Below are 23346 nucleotides of genomic sequence, written 5' to 3'. Positions count from 1 at the left end.
CAACCGCCATCCCTATACATGATGAAACTGCACGGCATACCCAACTGCGACACCGTCAAGAAAGCCCGCAGCTGGCTCAATGAACACGGCCAGGCGCATGAATTCCACGATTTCAAGAAGCAAGGGGTGGATGCCACCCAACTGGCTGGCTGGGTCACCAAGGTAGGCTGGGAGCCGTTGGTCAACAAACAGGGCACGACCTGGCGCAAGCTGGACCCGGCCCGCCAGGCCCAGGTGGTGGATGCCAGCAGCGCCATCGCCCTGATGCTGGAGCAACCCTCCGTCATCAAGCGACCGGTGCTTGAGCACGGCGATCAACTGACCGTCGGCTTCAAGCCCGACCAATATGCCCGGCTGATCGCAACTTAGGCCCACACCCGCCATGACCGACCCTACCCTGCTACTGACCCAGCAACTGGTGGGCCTGGACTCCATCACCCCCGCCGATGCCGGCTGCCAGGACATACTGATAGCGCGGCTGGCCGCCCTGGGCTTCTCCATAGAGCGCATGCGCCATGGCGAGGTAGACAATTTCTGGGCGCGCCGGGGCACGGCAGCACCGCTGCTATGCTTTGCCGGCCACACCGATGTGGTGCCCACAGGCCCGCGCGATCAATGGCACAGCCCACCGTTTGCGCCGGCAATCCGCGATGGCCAGCTCTACGGCCGGGGCGCCGCCGACATGAAGGCCTCGCTGGCGGCCTTTATCACGGCGGTGGAGGATTTTCTAGGCCAGCACCCGGAACCCGCCGGCTCCATCGGCTTCCTGATCACCTCCGACGAAGAAGGCCCGGCACTGGATGGCACGGTCAGGGTGGTAGAAACCCTGGCCGCAAGAGGGGAGACCCTGGACTACTGCATCGTTGGCGAGCCCACCTCGGCCCAGGTCTTCGGCGACACCATCAAGAATGGCCGGCGCGGCTCGCTCTCGGGCAAGCTCACCATACACGGGGTGCAAGGCCATATCGCCTACCCCCACCTGGCTCGCAACCCGGTACACGAAGCCGCCCCGGCACTGGCCGAGTTGGCTGTCACCGTGTGGGATGAGGGCAACGCCTACTTCCCCCCCACCACCTGGCAGATATCCAATATCCACGCTGGCACTGGCGCCACCAATGTCATTCCGGGTGAGCTGGTGGTGCAGTTCAACTTCCGCTACAGCACCGCCAGCACGGCCGAGAGCCTGCGCGACAGGGTGGACGCTATACTGGATCGCCACAACCTGGATTACGCCATAGCCTGGACCTTGAGCGGCCGCCCCTTCCTGACCGAGCCAGGCGCCTTGTCGCAAGCGCTGCAGACCGCCATACAGGCCGAGACCGGCCAGTTGGCCGAGCTGTCCACCAGCGGCGGCACCTCCGATGGCCGCTTTATCGCCGCCATCTGCCCCCAGGTAGTGGAGTTCGGCCCGCTCAATGCCACCATACACAAGCTCAATGAATGCGTGACCGTAGCCGATCTGCCCAGGCTGTCGGCCATCTATCGCCGCACCCTGGAGCACCTGCTGTCTTAGTGCACCGTCCAAGCCTTTTCGCCTCGCGTTTCGCCCCGCGATACGCCCCGCTGTCGAAAAGACTTTGAACACCTACTTAACCACAGGCGACCCACCCTTAACCGACGCCAGGATACCCCCATGACCCAACCTATTGCCCTCGTCACCGGAGCCAGCAGCGGCTTTGGTCTGGCCACCGCCCAGCGCCTGCTGGCACGCGGCTACCGCGTGATCGCCGCCGCCCGCCGGCAAGACAAGCTGGCCGCACTGGCCGACCAGCATCCCGGCCAGGTACTGGCGCTGCCGCTGGACGTCAGTGATCGCCAGGCCATACGCGCTGCGCTCACCACATTGCCTGGCGACTGGGCCGCCATCGACCTGCTGGTCAACAACGCCGGTCTGGCCCTGGGCCTGGCCCCAGCGCAAGGCGCCAGCCTGGACGACTGGCAGACCATGATAGATACCAACTGCCTGGGTCTGGCAGCCGTCACCCATGCCGTCCTGCCCGGCATGGTGGCCCGCAACCGCGGCCTGATCATCAACATCGGCTCCATTGCCGGCGACTACGCCTACCCTGGCGGCAATGTCTATGGCGCCACCAAGGCCTTCGTGCACCAGTTCAGCCTCAACCTCAAGGCCGACCTGCTCGGTACCGGCGTCAGGGTCAGCAGCATAGAACCCGGCTTGGCTGGCGGCAGCGAATTCTCCAACGTGCGCTTCAAGGGCGATGACGCCAAGGCCGCCAGCGTCTACCAGGGCACCCAGCCGCTACTGCCGGACGATATTGCCGCCACGGTGGAATGGCTGGCCAGCCTGCCCCCCCACGTCAACATCAACGTCATCGAGATGATGCCCACCTGCCAGGCCCCCGGCCCCCTGGCCATACATAGGCAAGCCTGACGCCCGGCCACAAGAAAAAACGCCCCGCATTGCGGGGCGTCTTCTTGCCTGCCAGCCAACTCAGGCCGGCTCGGCAGCCACTTCCTTGATATCCAGCCTGACCACATCCGCCTCATCGACATCAATGGTCACCTCGCCACCACCGGCCAGCCTGCCAAACAGCAACTCGTCTGCCAGTGCCTTGCGTATGGTGTCCTGAATCAGGCGCGACATCGGCCTGGCGCCCATCAGCGGGTCGAAACCCTTGCGTGCCAGATAGGCCTTGAGCGCCTCGCTGAAGTGGGCCTCCACCTTCTTCTCGTGCAACTGGCTCTCCAGCTGCATGAGGAACTTGTCCACCACCTGCAGGATGATCTCCTGAGTCAGCGGGGCAAAGCTGATGGTGGCATCCAGCCGATTGCGGAACTCCGGCGTAAACAGCCGCTTGATCTCGGCCAACTCGTCCCCCACCGCCTTGTTGTTGGTGAAGCCTATGCTGGCCTTGTTCAGGGATTCAGCCCCCGCATTGGTGGTCATGACGATGATCACATTGCGGAAATCCGCCTTGCGGCCGTTGTTGTCAGTCAGCGTACCGTGATCCATCACCTGCAGCAGCACGTTGAAGATGTCCGGATGGGCCTTCTCGATCTCATCCAGCAGCAGCACGGCGTAAGGATGCTTGGTAATGGCTTCGGTCAGCAGCCCGCCCTGATCGAACCCCACATAGCCGGGAGGCGCGCCTATCAGCCGGCTGACCGCATGGCGCTCCATGTATTCCGACATGTCAAAGCGAATCAGCTCGATACCCAGGGTATAGGCCAGTTGCCGCGCCACCTCAGTCTTGCCCACCCCGGTCGGGCCAGAGAACAGGAAGGAGCCGATGGGCTTTTGCGGATTGCCCAGGCCAGCACGGGCCATCTTGATCGAAGCCGCCAGTGCATCAATGGCCTTCTCCTGACCAAACACCACGTTCTTCAGGTCACGATCCAGGGTCTTGAGCGCGTTGCGGTCGTCGCTGGACACATTCTTGGGCGGAATACGGGCGATCTTGGCCACAATCTCCTCGACCTCACCCTTGCCTATGGTCTTCTTCTGCCGCGACTTGGGCAGTATCTTCTGCGCCGCGCCAGCCTCGTCTATCACATCGATGGCCTTGTCGGGCAGGTGGCGGTCGTTGATGTACTTGGCCGACAGCTCAGCCGCCGTAGCCAGCGCCGCCGCCGTGTACTTGACGCCATGGTGCTCCTCGAAGCGGCTCTTGAGCCCCTTGAGTATCTCCACCGTCTGCTCGATGGTGGGCTCGCTCACGTCTATCTTCTGGAAGCGACGGCTGAGCGCATTGTCCTTCTCGAATATGCCGCGGAACTCGGTATAGGTGGTGGCGCCTATGCACTTGAGTGCACCATTGCTCAGCGCCGGCTTGAGCAGGTTGGAGGCATCCAGCGTACCACCTGAAGCCGCACCTGCCCCCACCACGGTATGGATCTCGTCAATGAACAGGATGCCATTGCGATCCTCGCCCAGTTGCTTGATCACCGCCTTGAGGCGCTGCTCGAAATCACCACGGTACTTGGTGCCCGCCAGCAAGGCGCCCATGTCCAGGGCGTAGACCGTGGCATCCACCAGGATGTCAGGCACTTCGCCATCGACGATGCGCTTGGCCAGGCCCTCGGCAATGGCCGTCTTGCCCACGCCAGCCTCGCCCACCAGCAGGGGATTGTTCTTGCGCCGACGGCACAGCACCTGTATCACCCGCTCGATCTCGGCGTCACGCCCGATCAAGGGGTCGATACGGCCCTGGCTGGCGGCCTGGTTCAGGTTCAGGGTAAAGCTCTCCAACGCACCATGGTTCTGGGTTTCCGCTTCGCTCTCGTGCTCCGCCTCCCCGCCCTTGGGCGCCGCCTGGCCGCCCGATTGCGGCGCCACCTTGCTGATGCCGTGGGAGATGAAATTGACCACATCCAGCCGGGTGATTCCCTGCTGATGCAGAAAGTAGACAGCGTGTGAATCCTTTTCGCCGAAGATGGCGACCAGCACGTTGGCACCCGTCACTTCCTTCTTGCCGGACGACTGCACATGCAGGATGGCACGCTGTATCACGCGCTGGAAACCGATAGTGGGCTGGGTCTCCACCTCGCCAGTACCGGCCACCATGGGCGTGTGCTCCGCCACGAAGTCGGTCAGTTCGCGGCGCAACTGGTCGATCTTGGCGCCGCAGGCGCGCAGCACTTCCGCCGCGCTCTGGTTGTCGAGCATGGCCAACAGGAGGTGTTCCACCGTGATGTATTCGTGGCGTTTCTGACGCGCCTCCACAAAAGCCGTATGCAGGCTTACTTCGAGTTCCTGGGCAATCATCAGTTTTCCTCCATGACGCACTGTAGCGGGTGCTGATGCCGCCGTGAAAAATCCATTACCTGCGCGACCTTGGTCGCCGCCACATCCTTGGGATACAACCCGCAAACACCCTTACCCTCCGTATGTACTTGGAGCATCACACGGTTGGCCCGTTCATGATCCATTGCAAAAAACTGCTGCAGTACCACCACCACAAACTCCATAGGTGTGAAGTCGTCGTTGAGCAGCAGCACCTTGTACATCGACGGTGGTTTGACTCGGGTTGGTGACTTGGCGAGTTCAACGCCGTCGTTGTGCTTTATGGCCATGATCAAGTTGTGTGAGAAGAGCAGTTGCTACTGTTACCTAATTTTGGCCCGTGCCGCCAGCATTTCAAGTGGTGTATTTGTGATGTATTTCCCCTACAACCCGCCAAGCGGCACACATAGGGTGCTTGACGGCCATATTCGGCGGGGGGTACAAGGCAAACGTTTGGATTCAAGTTGGAAGCTAGTACCGGCTGTCGGCTGTACGCGATTGCGTAGTACATAGAAGTGCCAGTCTTGCGAGCCTTGAACCATAACAACACCCAAGCGGCTCGCCGCTTTTATCTTCGCACCCGCAATTGAGGAATTAGCACAATGGCAACTGGTACCGTCAAATGGTTTAACGACGCCAAGGGTTTTGGTTTTATCACCCCCGATGATGGTGGTGAAGACCTGTTCGCCCACTTCTCGGCGATCAACATGAATGGCTTCAAGACCCTGAAGGAAGGCCAAAAGGTCTCTTTCGAAGTGACCCAAGGCCCCAAGGGCAAGCAAGCGTCGAACATTCAGAACGCCTAAGCGTTCCGAAGTTTCGTGCAAGCGTCAAAAAACCCCGCCTAGGCGGGGTTTTTTGTTGCCCCAATCTTCCGGGCAATCACTAGCAGATGTGCTAGCCCTGTATTTGTAACAAAATTACCTGCCCACAGCCCTACCAGATCGCCGCCGCCAGCCCGGTTTGACGATACCAGCCAGGCCACCGCAAGTCGGCCATGCGAACCAACCGCCACCAGGCATCCCGGCCCGCCAGAAATCGCCGGCAACGGCGCTTTAACGACACCAGGCGCCACGCCAGGCCCATCAGGCACCCAACACAGCCAGACCCCACCCAAAGCCGCCAAAAGACCGCCTACAGCGCCAAATTGCCCAAGGCAGTCGAAACCTGCCTCAGCAAAAACAAAACCCCGCCTGAGCGGGGTTTTGTCTTGCCGACGAACGGCAGGCTTGCGCGCAATTACATGCGGGCAATCATGGCATCGCCAAAGGCCGAACAGCTGACTTCGGTGGCGCCGTCCATCAGGCGGGCAAAGTCATAGGTGACCTGCTTGTCGCCGATGGCTTTTTCCATGGAGCTGATGATCAGATCGGCCGCTTCGGTCCAGCCCATATGGCGCAGCATCATCTCAGCCGAGAGGATCAGCGAACCGGGGTTCACCTTGTCCTGGCCGGCATACTTGGGTGCGGTGCCGTGGGTGGCTTCAAACATGGCCACATCGTCGCTCAGGTTGGCACCTGGAGCGATACCGATACCGCCAACCTGGGCCGCCAGGGCGTCAGAGATGTAGTCGCCATTCAGGTTCAGGGTAGCCACCACATCGTACTCGGCCGGACGCAGCAGGATCTGCTGCAGGAAGGCATCGGCGATCACATCCTTGATCACGATGCCGCCAGGCAGCTTGAGCCACGGGCCGCCGTCAATCTCGACGCCGCCGAATTCATTCTTGGCCAGAGCATAAGCCCAATCACGGAAGCCACCTTCGGTGAACTTCATGATGTTGCCCTTGTGCACAATGGTCACGCTCTTGCGGCCATTGTCGATGGCGTACTGGATGGCCTTGCGCACCAGGCGCTCGGTGCCTTCCTTCGAAACCGGCTTGATGCCGATACCGGAGGTGGCCGGGAAGCGGATCTTCTTCACGCCCATCTCGTTCTGCAGGAAGCCGATCACCTTCTTGGCGCCTTCGGATTCCGACGCCCATTCGATACCGGCGTAGATGTCCTCGGTGTTCTCGCGGAAGATCACCATGTCGGTCAGGTCAGGACGCTTCAGCGGCGAAGGTACGCCAGTGAAGTAACGAACGGGACGCAGACAGGTGTAGAGGTCCAGCTCCTGGCGCAGGGCCACGTTCAACGAACGGATGCCGCCGCCTACCGGGGTGGTCATCGGGCCCTTGATGGAGACCACATAGTCCTTCAGTGCGGCCATGGTCTCTTCCGGCAGCCAAACGTCGGAGCCATAGACCTTGGTCGACTTTTCACCGGCGTAGATTTCCATCCAGTGTATCTGCTTCTTGCCGCCATAGGCCTTGGCCACGGCCGCATCCACCACCTTCTTCATCACCGGGGTGATGTCGATACCGATGCCGTCACCTTCGATGAAAGGGATGATGGGTTGATCGGGAATGGCCTGGCCGGGGACGATCTTCTGACCACCAGCGGGAACCTTGATGTGCGATTGAGTGCTCATGCCTGCTCCGAAAGAGTTTGCTTGGGGGGTAGGGATGGCTGCTTGTGACAGCCCTTGCTTGATTCGAGTTCTTGGCACAACGTGCAGCGGGTCATCTCACGTTGTAAACCTTGCTATTATCGGGCAAAACCCTGCTTTTCTGCCAGTTCGGCCGTATATATGCCTGATGTCATCCTGTTCAACAAACCTTATGGCGTGATCACCCAGTTCTCTGACCACGCCCTGCACCCCACCCTGTCGAACCATATCGACGCGCCGGGCTTCTATCCTGCCGGGCGGCTGGATACCGACTCGGAGGGGCTGCTGCTGCTGACCAATGACGGCAAGCTGCAGGCCCACATAGCCGACCCGCGCCACAAACTGCCCAAGACCTATTGGGTACAGGTGGAGGGCAGCCCCAGCGATGACGCCCTGGCTGCCCTGCGCCGTGGCGTGGACCTGGGCGACTTCACCACCCTGCCCGCCCTAGCGGAGCGGCTGGCCCCACCCGATATCTGGCCACGCACACCGCCCATACGGGTGCGGAAATTCATACCCGACAGCTGGATCGCCCTGACCATACGCGAAGGCAAGAACCGCCAGGTCAGGCGCATGACGGCCAAGGTGGGCCTGCCCACCCTGCGGCTGATACGCGTACAGGTGGGCGACTGGACGCTGGAGGGCATCACTCCCGGCGCATGGCGCCAGCTCAGCGTCGACCTGCCACCCACCGCCCCTCCCCGCAACCCACGCAAGCCCATGAGGCCCTGATGCTGATACCCGCCGGCCAACACCCCAAGGCGATTGCCATCGCCCAGGCTCTGATCGATGGCTTTGACCGCCATTACAGCATCTTCCGGCAGGTGAGCCGGGCAGCCAAGGCCCGCTTCGAGGCGGGCGACTGGCATGCCGTGCAGTCTGCCTCCAAAGAGCGGATACGCTTTTACGATGAACGGGTGGACGAGTGCGTGGCAAGGCTGCACGAGGAATTCCACGCCGACTGGCTGGATGACGATATCTGGCAACAGGCCAAACTGCTGTTCATCGGCATGCTGGTCAACCACAAGCAGCCCGAGCTGGCGGAAACCTTCTTCAACTCGGTCTGCTGCAAGATTCTGCACCGCAATTACTTTCACAACGATTTCATCTTTGTGCGGCCCGCCATCTCGACCGAATACATCGAGTCCGATCCGCCCACCTACCGTAGCTACTACCCCCGCGCCGGCGGCTTTCGCCGTAGCCTGCGCCGCATCGTCGAGGACTTCAGCTGGGATCGCAATTTCGCCGACCTCGATCGTGATATCGACTATGTCATCCAGACGGCGCTGCAGCACGTGGGCGGCAAGTGGCCCGAGATCGAGGCGAACTTCCAGATACAGGTGCTATCCAGCGCCTTTTACCGCAACAAGGCCGCTTATATCATCGGCAAGGCCGTCAACGGCGGGGTGGAATACCCGTTCGCCGTACCCGTACTGCACGACCAGTACGGCCGCCTCTGCCTCGACACCCTGCTGCTGGAACCACGCCGCATCGCGGTGCTGTTCTCGCTGAACCGGGCCTATTTCATGGTGGACATGGCCTCGCCCTCTGGCTATGTGGGCTTTCTACGCTCCATGCTGCCATTCAAGCCTAAGGCCGAGCTCTATACCATGCTGGGGCTGGCCAAGCAGGGCAAGACCGTGTTCTACCGCGACCTGATGCACCACCTGCGCCATTCCCGCGATGATTTCATCGTCGCCCCCGGCATACGTGGCCTGGTGATGCTGGTATTCACCCTGCCCTCCTTCCCCTATGTGTTCAAGCTGATCAAGGACGAGATCGCCCCCACCAAGGATGTCACCCAGGAGATAGTCCGCGCCAAATACCAGTTGGTGAAACAGCATGACCGGGTAGGCCGCATGGCCGATACCCTGGAGTTCAGCAATGTGGCACTGCCCAAGGCCCGGTTTACGGAGGAGCTGCTGACCGAACTGCGCACGCTGGCCCCCAGCCTGCTGGAGGAGGATGAGCACGAAGTCGTCATCCGCCACCTCTATATCGAGCGCCGCATGGAGCCGCTCAACCTCTTCCTCAACCGCGCCACCACCGAGCAGCTGGAAATGGCCGTGGCCGATTACGGCAACGCCATCCGGGAGCTGGCCACGGCCAATATCTTCCCCGGCGACATGCTGTTCAAGAATTTCGGCATCACCCGCTACGGCCGCGTCGTGTTCTACGACTACGACGAAATCGAGTACATGACGGACTGCAATTTCCGCGAGATACCCGAGGCCCCCTCGCCCGAGATGGAAATGGCCAGCGAGCCCTGGTATCCGGTCGCCCGCAACGATGTCTTCCCGGAAGAGTTCGCCCGCTTCCTGCTGGGGCCCAGCGAGATACGACGGGTGTTCCTGCAGCACCATCGCGATCTGCTCAATCCCCGATTCTGGCGTAGCCGGCAGGACCGCATCCGCGCCGGCCACGTGGAAGACTTCTACCCCTACCCGCACGAACTGCGTTTCTGCCACCTGTTCGGCCAAGCCACCGACTCGACGGCCTAGCCCCTCAGCCACGCAAAAAAAAGCGCCGCCGGAAAGTTTCCGGTGGCGCTTTTTCATGTGTCCACAACAGCTAGCGGCTTAGCTGAGCCAGAGCGCGCCCACAGCGGCAGTCAAGAGGCCTGCCAAGACGGCAGCCAGCAGTGCCCGCATGCCTATCTCCGCCATGGTCTGCTGTTTGCCTGGCGCCATGGCGCCGATACCGGCCACGCAGATACCCACCGAAGAGAAGTTGGAGAACGACGACAGCGCAAAGGTCGAGATCAGGATGGAGTGCGCCGACAGCAGGCCCTGCTCCTTCATGCGGCCCAGGTCCAGGTAGGCAATAAACTCATTGACCACCACCTTCTGGCCTAGCAGCGAGCCCACCAGCAAGGTCTCATTCCAGGGCACACCCAGCAACCAGGCCACCGGCCGGCACAGCTGGCCAAACACATACTGCAGGGTCAGACCCGAGAATGCGCCACCAGTGCTGTCACGTATCCAGTTGTTGACACCCAGCATCTCGCCCAGCCAGTTCTGGCTCAGGTGGTTGATCAGGGCGATCAGGGATACACACACCATCAGCACCGCTGCCACGATGGCAGCCAGCTTCAGGCCCTCCACCGTACCTGCCACCAGGGCATTGATAAAGTGCCCCTGGTGCCCATGGTCGTAATCCATGCGGTTGGATGACATATGCTCGGGATCGTCTTCCGGCATCATGATCTTGGCAAAGATTACGGCGGCAGGGGCATTCATCAGCGAGGCCAGCAGCAGCCAGGTGGCAAACTTGGCCTGCTCAACTGGATCAGTACCGCCCAGGAAGCTCACATAGGCCGCCAGCACCGAACCCGCCAGGGTCGCCATGCCGCCCACCATCAGGCAGAACAGTTCGGAGCGGGTCATGCGGCTGATATAGGGCTTGACCAGCAAGGGGGCCTCGGACTGGCCCATGAAGATATTGGCGGCTACCGACAGGCTCTCCGGCCCCGACAGCCTCATGGTGCGCTTCATCAGCCACGCCAGGCCAAACACCACGCGCTGCAGGATACCAAAGTGGTACAACAAGGCAGACAGGCCCGAGAAGAACATCAGGATGGGCAGGACGTTAAAGGCAAAGATAAAAGCCAGCTTGCCGCCAGGATTGGCCAGGTCGCCAAAGATGAAGCGTGCGCCATCGCCCGAGAAATTGAGCATGTGCACAAAACCCGCACTGAAGCTCTCCAGCATATGGCGGGCTACCACCACCTTGCTGAACAACAGGCAGAAGCCTGAATGCAGCACCAAGCCTATACCGATGATGCGCCAATTGATGGCGCGGCGATTGGCAGAAAAAGCGTAGGCGATCGCCAGCAGGCTGATGACGCCGATCAAGGATTGCAGGGCCACCGACATGGCGCGCTCCGGGGAACTTTATAAAGCGCGCGATTCTATATCAGCGCCATGCTGCGGCACTGATTAATTTTGGCCACTGTCTGATTATGGCCCGTCCATGGGCGAGCAAGCAGCCGACCGACGCTACCAATCTGAAATCAAAGGGGAAACCCGGCGGCAGCATGGCGTGGCCGCCCCGATGAGCCACGGCAACCATCCGGTTCATCAGCGTGGCAAGTCGGCGGCATGGGCCACACCAGTGCAAGCCAGCGTATGCCCAGGGGCTGCTAGCGTTGCTGCGGCAGCACGGTGGCCGGCACTTTCGCCGCAGCCTGGCCCTGGGCGTAATACAGGCCGGTAAAGATAATGGCGAGGCCAGCCACATGGTAGAAGGCCAGCTGCTCGCCCAGCAGCACCCCGGCACCCACGGCGCCAAAAGCGGGAATCAGGTGCAGGAAACCGGCCGCACGGGTCGGCCCCAGTACATTCACCGCACGCATATAGGCCAGCAAGGCAATGACTGAGGGGAAGATACCCAGGTAGAGCACGCTGGCCAGATTGGCACCCGATGCCACCGGCAGGCCCACATGGCTCAGCTCCCAGATCAGGAAGGGCAGCAGCATGACCAAGCCCAGGGCGATGGTAACCGCCAGCACGGCGAATCTATCCATGCTCTCGCGCACGCCGCGCAGCAGCACGGTATAGACCGACCAGCAGGCCAACCCTGCCACCACCAGCGCATCGCCGCTGTTGAAATCCAGCGCCAGCAAACGGCCCAGTTGGCCATGGCAGATGATGAGCAGCACGCCGAACAGCGATCCGGACATGCCCAGCCACTCGCGGCCAGCCAGCGGTTTGCGCCATACCGCCCAGCTCAGCAGCATCACCATCAACGGGATGAGCGCGTTGAACAGCACGGCATTGGTGGCATTGGTATGGTGCAGGCCGATATAGATCAGGGTATTGGAGGTGGCAATGCCGTAGGCAGCCAACCAGAACAGGCGCTTCCAGACACGGCGCAGCTGCGGCAGCTGCTCACGGATACGGGGCCAGGCGATGGGCAGCAGCACCAGCAGCGCAACCAGCCAGCGGCCAAAAGCCAAGGTAATCGGGGCGATATCGGCGTGCATGGCACGCGCCAGGATGAAATTGCCGGCCCAGCACAGGGTGGCAAAGACCAGCAGGACATACGGCAGGGCAGCCGCAGAAGGGAACAGACGACGCAACATGGAGCGACCTCGGGTAGAGGGTGGTGTAGCCCGGTGCTTGTGGCACCAGGGTGATGACATCAATCCCCGTCGGCCATAACAGGCCGCAGGGCTTGATGCTGCATGCCAACCCGGTAAGGCTGATACGCAAGGTCGCGGATTCTAAAGAAAAAACAGAAAAACACCAGCGGAAATTGTGCACTGCAACAGTGCAATCGCACCACCAAGGTGCATCGCTACAACCAGCGCCGCCGCCAGAAGAACAGCCCCATGCCCAGGCCCAGGGTCGCCATCAGTGCAAGCACTGTGGCATAACCGTAGTGCCACTTCAGTTCCGGCATGTACTCGAAGTTCATGCCATAAACGCCAGCAATAAAAGTCAGCGGCATAAAGATGGTGGCAATCACCGTCAGCATCCGCATTTCCCGATTCAGCCGATTGCCCTGATTCGACATATAGAAGTCGGTCAGGCTACCTATCATGTCGCGCAGCATTTCCTGCGCCTCGATCAGATGTACCGCATGGTCGTAGACATCGCGCAGATAAATCTGCGTCTCGCTCAGGAAGAAGTCCGCATCGTCACGCTGCAGGGCATTCAACACCTCGCGCATGGGCCACAGGGCTCGCCGCAGATACAGCATCTCGCGGCGCAAGGCGTGGATATGGGTCAGCACCTCGGGCTTGGGGCTCTCCAGCACCACATCCTCCAGCGTCTCCACCCGCTCCCCCAGTGCTTCCAGCACCCCGAAATAGCGGTCGACCAGCTTGTCCAGCAAGGCATAGACCAGGTAATCGGCTCCCAGCCTACGCACCTGCCCTGCACCTTTGCGCAACTGGTCACGCACTTCGCCAAAGGTGCCGCTGGGATGCTCCTGAAAGGTCAGCACCCAGCCACGCCCCAGGACAATTGAAATCTGCTCCGTCAGTACGCAGCCACTGGCGTCATCGAAGCGGGCCAGCTTGGCCACGATATAGAGGTAGTGCTCAAAGGTCTCGACCTTGCTGCGTTGGCCGGTATTGAGTATGTCTTCCAGCGTCAGTGGATGCAGCTTGAAGCGCCGCGCCACCTCCTGCAGCAAGGCATGGTTGCCCAGGCCATGGATATTGAGCCACAAGGTCCCGTGGCTAGGCTGGAAGCCCTGTCCCTGCGCCAACGAGGTAAAGCAGGTTTCCCGCAGATCCTGCTCGTCCGGGCCATACTCAATCAAGGTGGCCAGCGTTTCGGCCTGCGCATCGACATGGCTGCCAGCCGGCTTGGCCGCATGGTGGGCCAGCAGGCGTCGCTTCTTGGCCATATCAGCTCCAGTGCAGGAAATTACTGGACAGCTGCAACACCTGACCAATCTCGCGCCACTCCTCCGCCTCTTGCAGCAGGGCGGTATGGGTAAGCGGGTTGTTCGCCAGCCAGTCGTCTTCTGCCGTCAGGCTGAAGCCATTGCCCAGCGCCACCAGTTGCACAGGCGGCAGGGGGCGGTCGGTACGGCTGCGGCAGCACAGCACAGCCAGCCGCAGCGACAGCACCCTGGCCCAGCGATCACGCGCATGGCCACTGCCCAGCTTCTTCAGCCCACCCTTATGGCCCAGCACCAGCAAGGCCAGGCGGGCCTGCTCATGGCTGGAGAAGCCCGGCATGTCGGCATGCTGCAGGATATAGGCCGAGTGCTTGTGATAACTGGAATGCGAAACCGACAAGCCGATTTCGTGCAGGCGCGATGCCCACAGCAAGAGATTGAGGTCCTGCTCTGCATCCAGGCCCATGCTGGCGGCCAGCTGCCGGTAGAAATGCTCGGCCAGGGCGGCCACCCGGTTCTGCTGGGCCATGTCGACATGGTAACGGCGCTTGAACTGGGCTACGGTCACCTCGCGCAGATCGCGCTGGTGCTGCCGGCCTATCAGGTCGTACAGCACGCCATCACGCAGCGCCCCCAGGGTAATACCCATCCTGTCCACGCCCAGCTCGGCAAACACCGCCGCCATGATGGCAAACCCGCCTGGCAGTACCGGTCGCCGGTCCGCCCGCAGACCGTCCAGATTCACACTGTCTATGTGTCCGGCCTTGAGCATGATCTCGCGCAGCTTCTCCATGCCAGCCACCGTAATGCCGCTCTCGGTCAGCCGGTTCATCTCCATGATGTCGCTGAGCGAGCGGGCGGTGCCGGAGGTACCGATCGCCAGCTGCCAGTGCTCATGGTTGAAATCCTGGACAATGGCCTGCAACTCGCTGCGGGCAGCCAGCTCGGCATCGCGCAATGCCTGCTTGGTCAAGCGCCCATCGGGGAAGAACTTGAGGCTGTAGCTGACGCAACCCATCAGCAGGCTCTCGGTCTTGAGCGGCTTGTACTGCTGGCCGACGATAAACTCGGTAGAGCCGCCACCGATATCCACCACCAGCCGCCGCTCCTTGCTGGCAGGCAGGGAATGGGCCGCGCCGATATAGATCAGACGCGCCTCTTCGCGGCCGGCAATGACCTCGATGGGAAAGCCCAGCGCCGCCTCGGCACGTGGCAGGAAGTCGCTGGCGTTCTTGGCCACCCGCAGGGTGTTGGTCGCCACCACGCGCACATGCTCGGGTGCCATGCCGCGCAGGCGCTCGCCAAACCGCGCCAAGGCCGCCAAGGCACGCTGCTGGCCCTTGTCGTTCAGGCGCCCCTGGCCATCCAGGGCAGCGGCAAAGCGCACCGTGTCCTTCAAGGCATCCAGCGGATAGATATGATCCTCCACCACGCGCGCCACCTGCAGGCGGAAGCTGTTGGAGCCAAGATCGACGGCGGCTATGGTGTGCGAGGGACTCATCGGTCTTCTTCTAGCGAGGCGGGGATGGGCGGATTGTCGGAAGCGGCCAGACAAAAAACAAGCCCCCCGTGCAAACGAGGGGCCTGATTTACGCAAATAGGCTTAAGAAGCCTGCTTCTCTATCTCTTCCAGCGGGCTGTGGCGCACGTCGATGCCCTTGACCAGATAGACCACATACTCGGCAATATTCTTGGCATGGTCGCCCACGCGCTCGATGGCCTTGGCGATTTCGATGATCTCCAGCGCCAGGGTGATGGTGCGCGGGTCTTCCATCATATAGGTAATCAGCTGCCGCTGTATGGCCTTGAATTCCTCATCCAGCTTGATGTCCTCGCGCGCCACCTGGCCAGCAACGCTGGGGTCCAGCCGGGCAAAACCATCCAGCGCGGTACGCAGCATGGTCAGGGCGATATTGGATTGATAGGTCAGGTCGGACAGGCGCGGCACATTGATGCGCCCACCTTCATAGATCAGCCTGGCACGACGGGCGATCTTGCAGGCCTTGTCACCTATGCGCTCCAGATCGTTCACCACCTTGTTGACCGTCAGCACCATGCGCAAATCGCTGGCTGCAGGCTGGCGACGGGCGATGATATGCATGCAGTCATCGTCTATCTCCATATGCATGGTGTTGACCTGGTTCTCGGTTTCGATGACCTTGTCTATCATCTCGGCGTCACCAGTCTCCAGCGCCCTCATGGCGTCGCGAAACTGCTCCTCCACCAGGCCGGCCATGGCCAAAATCTTGCCGCGTGCGGTTTCCAGCTCTACATCGAACTGCTTGGAAATATGTTCGGACATGGTGTGCTTCCCTCTTCGGACTGGGGTCTATCCCTCACGGCGCTAGCTTGGCACGAGCCATGCTCAGCGCCAAACGAATTTTCCGTGACATTTTTCTTACAAGTGACGCAGCGACCGACCTGGCGTGACCAGGCCTGTGCGCCAGCTTACTGGTAGGTCTGCACGCCAGTGGCGGTACCCAGCAACAGCACATCGGCACGCCGCCGTGCAAACAGCCCATTGGTCACCACCCCCACTATCTGGTTGATCTCGCCTTCCAGCTTGCCCGGCTCGGCAATGGCCAGGCCATGCACATCCAGTATCACATTGCCGTTATCGGTGATCACCCCCTCGCGGTAGACCGGGCGACCACCCAGTTGCACCAGCTCACGCGCCACATGGCTGCGGGCCATCGGTATCACCTCCACCGGCAAGGGAAATTTACCCAGAATATCCACCAGCTTGGTTTCATCCGCGATGCAGACAAACTTCTCGGCCACGGCAGCCACGATCTTTTCCCGGGTCAGGGCGGCGCCACCGCCTTTTACCGCATGTAGGTGGCGATTGATCTCATCGGCGCCGTCCACATAAATAGGCAGCCTATCAATGGCATTGAGGTCGTACACCGCAATGCCATGCGACTTCAAGCGCGCGGCCGAAGCCTCTGAGCTGGCCACGGCACCGTCGATGCGGCCCTTGATCTCGGCCAGCGCATCAATGAAATGATTGGCTGTCGACCCCGTTCCCACGCCCACCACGCAGTTATCAGGCACAAAGGCGACAGCAGCGCGGGCGGCTGCGCGTTTCATTTCATCAAGGGTCATGCTGCTACTCCAGAAGAGACGGCGAAAACCGGATTATACGGTGCCTGCGCGCTGAATCTGCAGCACGAATGCCTGTATGCCGCTCAACAGCATCTCAATGGCGATCGCCGTCAGTATCAGGCCCATCAACCGCTCGAAGGCCATGGTGACCTGCTCACCCAGGAAGTCGGCTATACGCTCGGCAAAACCCAGCACCACGGCCGAGACCAGCATGGCCACGGTCAGCGCACCTATCCACTCCAGTTGCCGATGCGGTTCACGGGCGACCAGCAGCAACACAGTGGCAATGGCCGAGGGGCCAGCAATGAAAGGAATGGCCAGGGGCACCAGAAAAGGCTCACCCTTCACCTGGTGGGCAAATGCCCCCTCCGGATGCGGGAATATCATCTTGAGCGAAATCAGGAACAGGATCACCCCACCCGCAATACCCAACGAAGTCTCGCTCAGATGCATGACCGCCAGCACCTGCCGGCCAAAGAACAGGAAGAACAGCAGGATGCCGAAAGCCAGGCAGACTTCACGGATGATGATGCGGCGCCGCCGCGCCGGATCCACCTGCCGGAGCAGGCCAATGAACAAAGGGATATTGCCCAGCGGATCCGTTACCAGGATCAGCAGGATGGTGGCAGAGATAAAGGTAGAGGTTTCCATGGCTTACAGCATAGTGGGAAAAACAAAGCCCCCACAGCAAAAAGCAATGGGGGCCGGGTCGTACAGGTAGTAATCCTTACAGCGCGGCGACGATCTTGATCTCTACCTTGTACTCAGGCGTGGCCAGGCGCGATTCGACCGTGGCGCGGGCCGGGGTATGGCCTTGCGGCACCCAGGCGGACCAGGCTTCGTTCATAGCATCGTAATCCGCAATATCGGCCAGCCAGATCTGGGCAGTCAGTATCTTGGTCTTGTCGCTGCCGACCTCGCCCAGCAGCCTGTCTATCATGCCCAGTATCTCTTCGGTCTGGGCCTTGGCAGCATCGGCCAAGGTCGCCTCGGCCACTTGGCCGGCCAGGTAGACGGTATTGTTGTGGACGACGATTTCAGACAGGCGGGGGCCAACGTGATAGCGCTGTATGGACATGTTTTTCCTCGGGCTTGAAAGGGATTCCCAGAAGGCTCGATTTCCCATCGAGACAAACGGGAATGCCCTGAATGCAAAAGGGGCGGCTGACCAGCCGCCCCGGGCAAGATAGGGACCGTATTATGCCAGCGCCACGCCGCGCAGTCGCAGCGAGAAATCGCGCAAGGCTTCAATCCCGCTGGCCTCGGCACGTGCGCACCAGTCCTGCAGCTGCTTCAGCAGCTGCTCCTTGGACGAGGACGAACGCTCCCACAAAGCCGTCAGTTCCTGCCGCATGTTGTAGACGGTGTCCAGCACCTTGGATTCCGCCAGCAAGGCATCCAGCTTGGCCTGGTCAGCCAGCGGCGTATCCTTGCGATCCTGCTTGAGCCAGCGCTTCATTGCCCGCTTGGGGTTGAACTGGAACTGCGAGATATGCGGTGCACGTTCACGCAACTGCTCCAGCTCCCCGGCCACCGTCGCCTTCAACTGGCGAGCGTAGGCAGAGGCAATCTCGTAGCGGTTGGCAATGATGGCCTGCAGCGTATCGAAGTCAGCCTGGGGCTTGGGCGCCACCTCGCGCACCGACGGCGCCACCCGGCGCACCTTGGCCAGGCCCAGCAACTCCAGGATACGGATATACATCCAGCCTATATCGAACTCCCAGGACTTGTTCGACAGCTTGGCCGAGGTACCAAAGGTGTGGTGATTGTTATGCAACTCCTCACCACCGATCAGGATGCCCCAAGGCATGATATTGCGGGACGCATCTTCATTCTCGAAATTGCGGTAGCCCCAGTAATGACCAATACCGTTGATGATGCCGGCAGCCGTCACCGGTATCCACAGCATCTGCACCGCCCACATCCAGATACCGTTGGCACCGAACAGCAGCAGATCCAGCACCGCCATGGTGACCACACCCCAGACACTGCGCCTGGAATAGAGATTGCGCTCCAGCCAGTCATCCGGTGTGCCATGGCCGAACTTCTCCATGGTTTCCTTGTTCTTCGATTCTGCGCGGTAGAGCTCGGCGCCCTCAAAGAACACCTTCTTGATGCCCAGAACCTGGGGGCTGTGCGGGTCTTCCTCGGTCTCACAACGGGCGTGATGCTTGCGATGGATGGCAGCCCACTCCTTGGTCACCATGCCGGTGGTGAGCCACAGCCAGAAACGGAAGAAATGGCTGGGGATAGCATGCAGATCCAATGCGCGGTGCGCCTGGTGGCGATGCAGGAAGATGGTTACTGATGCGATGGTGATATGGGTAAGCACCAGGGTAACAACAATGTAACCCCACCAAGGCAGATCGATCAGGCCATTAAGCCAAGAGAGCATGGGTGTTCCTTGTAAAGGAATATAAGCAGACGACGGGATTCTACGGCAAATCAATCACCTAGCGCGTGCTCGAAGTTTGATCCAGGGCAAAGTTCTTATCCTGCGCTGCAGCAATCAGATGCAGATCACGGCGTGGATAGGGAATCTCTATGCCGTGCTCACGGAAAGCCCGCCAGATCTTCATGTTCAGATCAGAACGCAGGGCCAGCGTTCCCTTGTCCGAATCCCCTATCCAGAAGGCCAGCTCCAGGTCTATGCCGCTCTCGCCAAACCCCCTTACAAAGAAGGCCGGCTCAGGATCAGCCAATATCCTCTCCTCGCCCTGGGTTTGCGCCACCAACAGCGCACCCACCGCCTCAAGATCGCTGTCATACGCCACCTGTACGGGCAGGACTACCCGCTGCTTGCTGTCCGAGTGCGACAGATTGAGCACGGTCGACGTGATCAGGGCCTCGTTCGGAATGATGGCCTCGGAACCATCGCCCAGCTTGAGCACCACATAGCGCGAGGTAATGCCGGAAATACTGCCCTGGCGGCCTTCGATATTCACCAGATCGCCTATGCGTACCGAACCATCCAGCAGGATGATAAAGCCAGACACATAGTTGCTGGCGATCTTCTGCAAGCCAAAACCCAGGCCAACACCGAGCGCACCGCCAAATACCGACAGCACCGTCAGGTCTATGCCAACGATAGGCAGGGCAATCATCACCCCCACCACCACCAGGACGGTGCGCATCACCTTGGTGGCCACCACCCGGAAGCTCAAATCCAGCGAGGTGGCCGACATCACCCGGCGCTCAGCCAGGCGGCCGAGCCAGACCGCCACCAGCATGGTCACCGCCACCGACAGCCCGCCATTCACCACCATCAACAGCGAAATACGCTGCTTGCCCATGGCAAAGGCCACGCTATCGAGCAGCTTCTGTATCTCGGGCAGCACACCGGTTATATGCAGGGCAAACACCAGCCAGATCAGCCAAGCCAGCAGGCGCACCGCCTTCTTCACCCATTCCGACTGGATAAACGACTCCTGCAGCAGATAGGCCACCGTACGCACAATGGCCAATACCGACAACAAGCTGGAACCCAGGCGCAACAAGGTCACGCTCTGGCCGCTGGGCCAGAACACGATCACCATTTCCACACACAACCAGAACAGCACGGGATACATCACCCGCGCCATCCCCTCGGAACTGACGCGCCAACGCGCCAGCCCAGCCTGCCGCAAGCGTGGCTGCAGCACGCGGCTGGCCACCCAGGCCAACAGCGCGCACCCCAGCAGGGCCAGCGCTTGGCTCAGGAGATGGGTTTCAGCCAGGCCCAGCCGCTGAAACTCCTCGATGAATTCGTATAACGGCGTACGTTGCAACTCCTTCACCATGGGTTCAGCCCTCAGCCGCGCGTATCTTGCGCAGGGTCTGGGTGGTGGAGGTGTCAAACAGGAAGGGGATGGAATGCACCTGCCCGCCGCGCGCCAGCACTTCGGTGCTGCCCACTATCCTGTCCGGCTGCCAGTCCCCTCCCTTCACCAGGATGTCGGGCTGTACTGCCAGTATCTCGGCAATCGGGGTATCGGCGTCGAACCAGGTCACCAGGTCCACAGAAGCCAGCGCTGCAAGGACGGCAGCACGGTGTTCGGTCGGGTTGATGGGCCTGTCATCCCCCTTGCCCAGGCGCCGTACCGAGGCATCGGTATTCACCGCCACCACCATGGCCGCACCCAGCGCACGCGCCTGGGCCAGATAGGTAACGTGGCCCCTGTGCAGGATATCGAAGCAGCCATTGGTGAATACCAAGGGCCGGGGCAGGCGGGCGATCCGCTCTGCGAGTTGTTCAGGAGGACAAAGCTTGTTCGTGAAATCAGGGTTGCTATAGGCAGTCATCGTGGTCTTGTCATGCCGCAGTCAGCCCCCCTTGGACGGAGTCCCTGGCCAGGAGCTGTCGCTGCACTTCTTTGCGGTAAAGGTTTAGTTGACCAACAGTATCAAAAGTTCGGTCAAACAGGCTGGATAGATTGCGCAAGATACCGCCAACCACGCGCGCTTCCCAGTCCTTATCGAACACAATCTGCTGGTCCAGCCAGCGCTCCAGCCAGGAAGGGTCGGGCAGACGGCTCTGTATGGTGTCATTGGGAAAGAGCGCCTGGTTCACGTGCAGATTGGTCGGGTGCAAGGGCTTACCCGACTTGCCGCTGGACGCCATCAGCACGCCTATCTTGGCAAAGGCGTAGCGGGCATCATCCCCCATACGCTCTATCGCCCGCTTCATATACTTGAGATAGGCCCCGCCATGGCGAGCCTCGTCCTGCGACAGGGTCTTGTAGATATGCTTGATCACCGGCTCGGTATGCCAGTCAGACGCACGCCGATACCACTGGGTCAGCCGCACCTCGCCACAGAAATGCAGCATCAGGGTCTCCAGCGCCGGTGCCGGGTCGAACTCGAAGCGTACGGCATGCAGCTCCTGCTCGGTTGGCAGCAGATCAGGCCGGAACCGGCGCAGATACTCCATCAGCACCAGGGAATGCTTCTGCTCCTCGTAGAACCAGACCGACATAAAGGCAGAGAAGTCGCTGTCATCACGATTGTCACGCAGAAACATCTCTGTCGCCGGCAGCGCCGACCACTCGGTGATGGCATTGAGCTTTACCGTCTGGGCCTGTTCGTCGCTCAGCAGGCTGGCGTCAAAACTACTCCAGGGTATGTCGCTCTGCATATTCCAGCGGGCTTTTTCCAGCGAGGCAAACAACTCGGGATACAGCATGGCGATTCTCCTAGGCGCGATCTGGCTAGCATAGCGCAGGGTAGAGGACAGATTGATGACACAAATTGTACAGGACAATTAATGCACATTGCTCATCTATCTACACCGGAGCATCACTTGGCGAGTCCCCCCAAGTGCTACCCACTCGTCTGGCTAGCAGGGCAGTAGAACGTTCCAGTTTGCAGTGAAGAGCACAGATATGTCATCGCAACCGCAATCATGGGTACTAACCACCATACGAGCTAAGACTGTTAGCGGCGCTGTCAGCGCTTAACAGTATAGAAAACAGATGCTATTCCGTATTTTTCTCAAGTAGCGGCTAGCTTTTATCGAAGTTGACTTGGTGAAGGAGCTGAGTCCGATAACTCCAGCACCTGCACTTCAATTCGGCCTTCAAGACCATGCTGGCAACATAATCTGGCAAGATGAAACCGGAGTTCCGCGATGGCTACGTGTCTCTTGGGTTTCGAGAAATGATTGCCCTTATACCAAAGTACCAAATAGAGGCCATATTCAGCTCTCTTTGCCTTCATGTAATGTGGTAGCTGGTGAGTCAAGCCCGCGTCTAATGCACTTGCATGAGCATTCTTGACCTCAATTGGAACATGGCATATGCCCATTCCTTCAACAAACCCTGATATACAAAAGTCGAGGAATCCTCCAGCCAAGGTTGATTCGCGATGTAGCTCTAAGTTTCTCGCGTCACATAACGGCTGAAGCAATCCTGCGATAGTCGGCTGAGCATCAGGCTCACTCTTAGGGAGCCGGTTTACTACCGTCTTCTGAAAATCGGTCTTGTTCCAAAAGGCCGACTGCATGGCGGAAGTCCGTATGATTTCAGCCAGCTCAAGAAACATCGTATTCACTTCATTTCGTAGCTGCTCGTAGCTCCTATACCGGACTAACTCTGGTAAGGGCTGTGAATTCTCTGCGTTCAGTATGGCGTATACGGGCTTCTCCTCCATCTCAGTAAGATACATGACATATGCATTTAGTGCGCCAAGGAGATTAGTCTTTAACTGTGGAAGACTGCTTTCATAGTAATTTCGCAGGTCAATTGGAACTCTTACATGATCGGCTACAGCGGCGTTCGTAAATCGATACAAGCCAATATTTAGAAGAACATCAGCAGCCGATACTTGACGCGGGCTAAGACCAGGGCTGGTGGACTCACCCTTGTACAGAGTCATTCCAATTGTATAGTCCGCACGACCAGAATCAATTTCATTGCCAGCATTTGCATAGTAACCTTCAGGTATCAGGTCTTTAAGGTCACATAACGTTAAAGCCCTTACTTGCAAGAGTATCCATGAATCCATATTCAATACCTCACCTCTGCTGTCACCCCTACTGCAAAAGCACCTAGACTATTCAACGCAACCATTGATACGGTCGGAGCCGTCAAAGGTATAGCAGTTTTGACTATACGCCCGCCAAAGCAAAAGCCCCAGACTCTGTTGAGTCTGGGGCTTTCAAGGGGAGCCTGGCGGTG

At 60.0% G+C, this 23346-nt stretch carries 22 protein-coding genes; 6 read left to right on the top strand and 16 right to left on the bottom strand.

Annotated features, from left to right (window positions below; genetic code table 11):
* Positions 1 to 18 precede the first annotated feature (18 nt).
* The 3 genes from V7714_RS13330 (at position 19) to V7714_RS13320 (ending at position 2392) form a co-directional block, all read left to right on the top strand.
* Entirely contained in the window at positions 19 to 369 is a 351-nt protein-coding gene (locus V7714_RS13330) for an ArsC family reductase (protein ID WP_335710176.1), read from the top strand.
* A gap of 13 nt (positions 370 to 382) precedes the next feature.
* The gene (gene dapE, locus V7714_RS13325; RefSeq protein ID WP_335710175.1) at positions 383 to 1513 is read left to right on the top strand and encodes a succinyl-diaminopimelate desuccinylase; all 1131 of its coding nucleotides are present in this window, start codon (positions 383 to 385) and stop codon (positions 1511 to 1513) included.
* Positions 1514 to 1633: 120 nt separating this feature from the next.
* Complete coding sequence (locus V7714_RS13320; RefSeq protein WP_335710174.1) at positions 1634 to 2392, top strand: SDR family NAD(P)-dependent oxidoreductase; 759 nt, start codon at positions 1634 to 1636, stop codon at positions 2390 to 2392.
* A 60-nt stretch (positions 2393 to 2452) separates the two neighbouring features.
* Here the strand turns inward: V7714_RS13320 and clpA are convergent, their stop codons facing one another.
* Together clpA and clpS are read right to left on the bottom strand one after the other, a co-directional pair.
* Positions 2453 to 4726: an ATP-dependent Clp protease ATP-binding subunit ClpA gene (gene clpA, locus V7714_RS13315; RefSeq protein WP_335710173.1), complete on the bottom strand. Its 2274-nt coding sequence runs from the start codon at positions 4724 to 4726 to the stop codon at positions 2453 to 2455.
* Positions 4726 to 5034 (bottom strand): ATP-dependent Clp protease adapter ClpS, encoded by a 309-nt coding sequence (gene clpS / locus V7714_RS13310; RefSeq protein ID WP_284198175.1) that lies wholly within the window; start codon positions 5032 to 5034, stop codon positions 4726 to 4728. Before clpS ends, clpA begins: the two co-directional genes overlap by 1 nt.
* Positions 5035 to 5346: 312 nt before the next feature.
* Between clpS and V7714_RS13305 the strand changes: the two genes are divergently transcribed.
* Complete coding sequence (locus tag V7714_RS13305; protein ID WP_284198174.1) at positions 5347 to 5550, top strand: cold-shock protein; 204 nt, start codon at positions 5347 to 5349, stop codon at positions 5548 to 5550.
* A 433-nt stretch (positions 5551 to 5983) separates the two neighbouring features.
* Here V7714_RS13305 and icd read toward each other — a convergent pair whose 3' ends face one another.
* On the bottom strand, positions 5984 to 7216 hold the full coding sequence (icd, locus tag V7714_RS13300) for an NADP-dependent isocitrate dehydrogenase (protein WP_290332996.1): 1233 nt from the start codon (positions 7214 to 7216) through the stop codon (positions 5984 to 5986).
* A gap of 159 nt (positions 7217 to 7375) precedes the next feature.
* Here icd and V7714_RS13295 point away from each other — a divergent pair, with 159 nt between their 5' ends.
* Together V7714_RS13295 and aceK are read left to right on the top strand one after the other, a co-directional pair.
* The gene (locus V7714_RS13295) at positions 7376 to 7966 is read left to right on the top strand and encodes a pseudouridine synthase (RefSeq protein ID WP_335710172.1); all 591 of its coding nucleotides are present in this window, start codon (positions 7376 to 7378) and stop codon (positions 7964 to 7966) included.
* Positions 7966 to 9735 carry a bifunctional isocitrate dehydrogenase kinase/phosphatase gene (gene aceK, locus V7714_RS13290; RefSeq protein ID WP_335710171.1) on the top strand — a complete coding sequence of 590 codons (1770 nt, stop codon included), beginning with the start codon at positions 7966 to 7968 and terminating at the stop codon, positions 9733 to 9735. Before V7714_RS13295 ends, aceK begins: the two co-directional genes overlap by 1 nt.
* 78 nt (positions 9736 to 9813) lie before the next feature.
* Here aceK and V7714_RS13285 read toward each other — a convergent pair whose 3' ends face one another.
* The 13 genes from V7714_RS13285 to V7714_RS13225 all read right to left on the bottom strand — a co-directional run bounded on the left by V7714_RS13285 (position 9814) and on the right by V7714_RS13225 (position 23173).
* The gene (locus V7714_RS13285) at positions 9814 to 11109 is read right to left on the bottom strand and encodes a NupC/NupG family nucleoside CNT transporter (RefSeq protein ID WP_335710170.1); all 1296 of its coding nucleotides are present in this window, start codon (positions 11107 to 11109) and stop codon (positions 9814 to 9816) included.
* A gap of 266 nt (positions 11110 to 11375) precedes the next feature.
* A complete protein-coding gene (locus V7714_RS13280; protein WP_335710169.1) occupies positions 11376 to 12317 on the bottom strand; it encodes a DMT family transporter in 942 nt (313 codons plus the stop codon).
* 215 nt (positions 12318 to 12532) lie between these two features.
* A complete protein-coding gene (gene corA, locus V7714_RS13275) occupies positions 12533 to 13591 on the bottom strand; it encodes a magnesium/cobalt transporter CorA (RefSeq protein WP_335710168.1) in 1059 nt (352 codons plus the stop codon).
* 1 nt (position 13592) lies between these two features.
* On the bottom strand, positions 13593 to 15089 hold the full coding sequence (gene ppx / locus V7714_RS13270) for an exopolyphosphatase (protein ID WP_335710167.1): 1497 nt from the start codon (positions 15087 to 15089) through the stop codon (positions 13593 to 13595).
* Between the two features lie 102 nt (positions 15090 to 15191).
* Positions 15192 to 15890, bottom strand: coding sequence for a phosphate signaling complex protein PhoU (gene phoU, locus V7714_RS13265; RefSeq protein ID WP_284198166.1), 699 nt, complete (start codon positions 15888 to 15890; stop codon positions 15192 to 15194).
* Positions 15891 to 16036: 146 nt separating this feature from the next.
* Entirely contained in the window at positions 16037 to 16693 is a 657-nt protein-coding gene (gene rpiA, locus V7714_RS13260; protein ID WP_335710166.1) for a ribose-5-phosphate isomerase RpiA, read from the bottom strand.
* 33 nt (positions 16694 to 16726) lie between these two features.
* A complete protein-coding gene (locus V7714_RS13255) occupies positions 16727 to 17344 on the bottom strand; it encodes a MarC family protein (protein WP_290332989.1) in 618 nt (205 codons plus the stop codon).
* Positions 17345 to 17420: 76 nt separating this feature from the next.
* Positions 17421 to 17771: a RidA family protein gene (locus V7714_RS13250; protein WP_335710165.1), complete on the bottom strand. Its 351-nt coding sequence runs from the start codon at positions 17769 to 17771 to the stop codon at positions 17421 to 17423.
* 120 nt (positions 17772 to 17891) lie between these two features.
* Positions 17892 to 19088 carry a DesA family fatty acid desaturase gene (locus tag V7714_RS13245; RefSeq protein ID WP_335710164.1) on the bottom strand — a complete coding sequence of 399 codons (1197 nt, stop codon included), beginning with the start codon at positions 19086 to 19088 and terminating at the stop codon, positions 17892 to 17894.
* A 58-nt stretch (positions 19089 to 19146) separates the two neighbouring features.
* On the bottom strand, positions 19147 to 20472 hold the full coding sequence (locus V7714_RS13240; RefSeq protein ID WP_335710163.1) for a mechanosensitive ion channel family protein: 1326 nt from the start codon (positions 20470 to 20472) through the stop codon (positions 19147 to 19149).
* Between the two features lie 4 nt (positions 20473 to 20476).
* A complete protein-coding gene (gene rfaE2 / locus V7714_RS13235) occupies positions 20477 to 20974 on the bottom strand; it encodes a D-glycero-beta-D-manno-heptose 1-phosphate adenylyltransferase (protein WP_335710162.1) in 498 nt (165 codons plus the stop codon).
* A 10-nt stretch (positions 20975 to 20984) separates the two neighbouring features.
* Positions 20985 to 21854: a ferritin-like domain-containing protein gene (locus tag V7714_RS13230; protein WP_335710161.1), complete on the bottom strand. Its 870-nt coding sequence runs from the start codon at positions 21852 to 21854 to the stop codon at positions 20985 to 20987.
* A 326-nt stretch (positions 21855 to 22180) separates the two neighbouring features.
* Complete coding sequence (locus V7714_RS13225; protein WP_335710160.1) at positions 22181 to 23173, bottom strand: hypothetical protein; 993 nt, start codon at positions 23171 to 23173, stop codon at positions 22181 to 22183.
* Between the last annotated feature and the right edge of the window lie 173 nt (positions 23174 to 23346).

The organism is Chitinimonas sp. JJ19, assembly GCF_036961565.1.
In the GTDB taxonomy this organism is placed as follows: Bacteria; Pseudomonadota; Gammaproteobacteria; order Burkholderiales; family Chitinimonadaceae; genus Chitinimonas.
This window is presented reverse-complemented; position numbering and strand designations above follow the sequence as displayed.

Coding starts and splice junctions, on each gene's coding strand:
- V7714_RS13330 (WP_335710176.1), top strand. CDS start 19: ATGATGAAACTGCACGGCATACCCAACTGCGACACCGTCAAGAAAGCC.
- dapE (WP_335710175.1), top strand. CDS start 383: ATGACCGACCCTACCCTGCTACTGACCCAGCAACTGGTGGGCCTGGAC.
- V7714_RS13320 (WP_335710174.1), top strand. CDS start 1,634: ATGACCCAACCTATTGCCCTCGTCACCGGAGCCAGCAGCGGCTTTGGT.
- clpA (WP_335710173.1), bottom strand. CDS start 4,726: ATGATTGCCCAGGAACTCGAAGTAAGCCTGCATACGGCTTTTGTGGAG.
- clpS (WP_284198175.1), bottom strand. CDS start 5,034: ATGGCCATAAAGCACAACGACGGCGTTGAACTCGCCAAGTCACCAACC.
- V7714_RS13305 (WP_284198174.1), top strand. CDS start 5,347: ATGGCAACTGGTACCGTCAAATGGTTTAACGACGCCAAGGGTTTTGGT.
- icd (WP_290332996.1), bottom strand. CDS start 7,216: ATGAGCACTCAATCGCACATCAAGGTTCCCGCTGGTGGTCAGAAGATC.
- V7714_RS13295 (WP_335710172.1), top strand. CDS start 7,376: ATGCCTGATGTCATCCTGTTCAACAAACCTTATGGCGTGATCACCCAG.
- aceK (WP_335710171.1), top strand. CDS start 7,966: ATGCTGATACCCGCCGGCCAACACCCCAAGGCGATTGCCATCGCCCAG.
- V7714_RS13285 (WP_335710170.1), bottom strand. CDS start 11,109: ATGTCGGTGGCCCTGCAATCCTTGATCGGCGTCATCAGCCTGCTGGCG.
- V7714_RS13280 (WP_335710169.1), bottom strand. CDS start 12,317: ATGTTGCGTCGTCTGTTCCCTTCTGCGGCTGCCCTGCCGTATGTCCTG.
- corA (WP_335710168.1), bottom strand. CDS start 13,591: ATGGCCAAGAAGCGACGCCTGCTGGCCCACCATGCGGCCAAGCCGGCT.
- ppx (WP_335710167.1), bottom strand. CDS start 15,089: ATGAGTCCCTCGCACACCATAGCCGCCGTCGATCTTGGCTCCAACAGC.
- phoU (WP_284198166.1), bottom strand. CDS start 15,890: ATGTCCGAACATATTTCCAAGCAGTTCGATGTAGAGCTGGAAACCGCA.
- rpiA (WP_335710166.1), bottom strand. CDS start 16,693: ATGACCCTTGATGAAATGAAACGCGCAGCCGCCCGCGCTGCTGTCGCC.
- V7714_RS13255 (WP_290332989.1), bottom strand. CDS start 17,344: ATGGAAACCTCTACCTTTATCTCTGCCACCATCCTGCTGATCCTGGTA.
- V7714_RS13250 (WP_335710165.1), bottom strand. CDS start 17,771: ATGTCCATACAGCGCTATCACGTTGGCCCCCGCCTGTCTGAAATCGTC.
- V7714_RS13245 (WP_335710164.1), bottom strand. CDS start 19,088: ATGCTCTCTTGGCTTAATGGCCTGATCGATCTGCCTTGGTGGGGTTAC.
- V7714_RS13240 (WP_335710163.1), bottom strand. CDS start 20,472: ATGGTGAAGGAGTTGCAACGTACGCCGTTATACGAATTCATCGAGGAG.
- rfaE2 (WP_335710162.1), bottom strand. CDS start 20,974: ATGACTGCCTATAGCAACCCTGATTTCACGAACAAGCTTTGTCCTCCT.
- V7714_RS13230 (WP_335710161.1), bottom strand. CDS start 21,854: ATGCTGTATCCCGAGTTGTTTGCCTCGCTGGAAAAAGCCCGCTGGAAT.
- V7714_RS13225 (WP_335710160.1), bottom strand. CDS start 23,173: ATGGATTCATGGATACTCTTGCAAGTAAGGGCTTTAACGTTATGTGAC.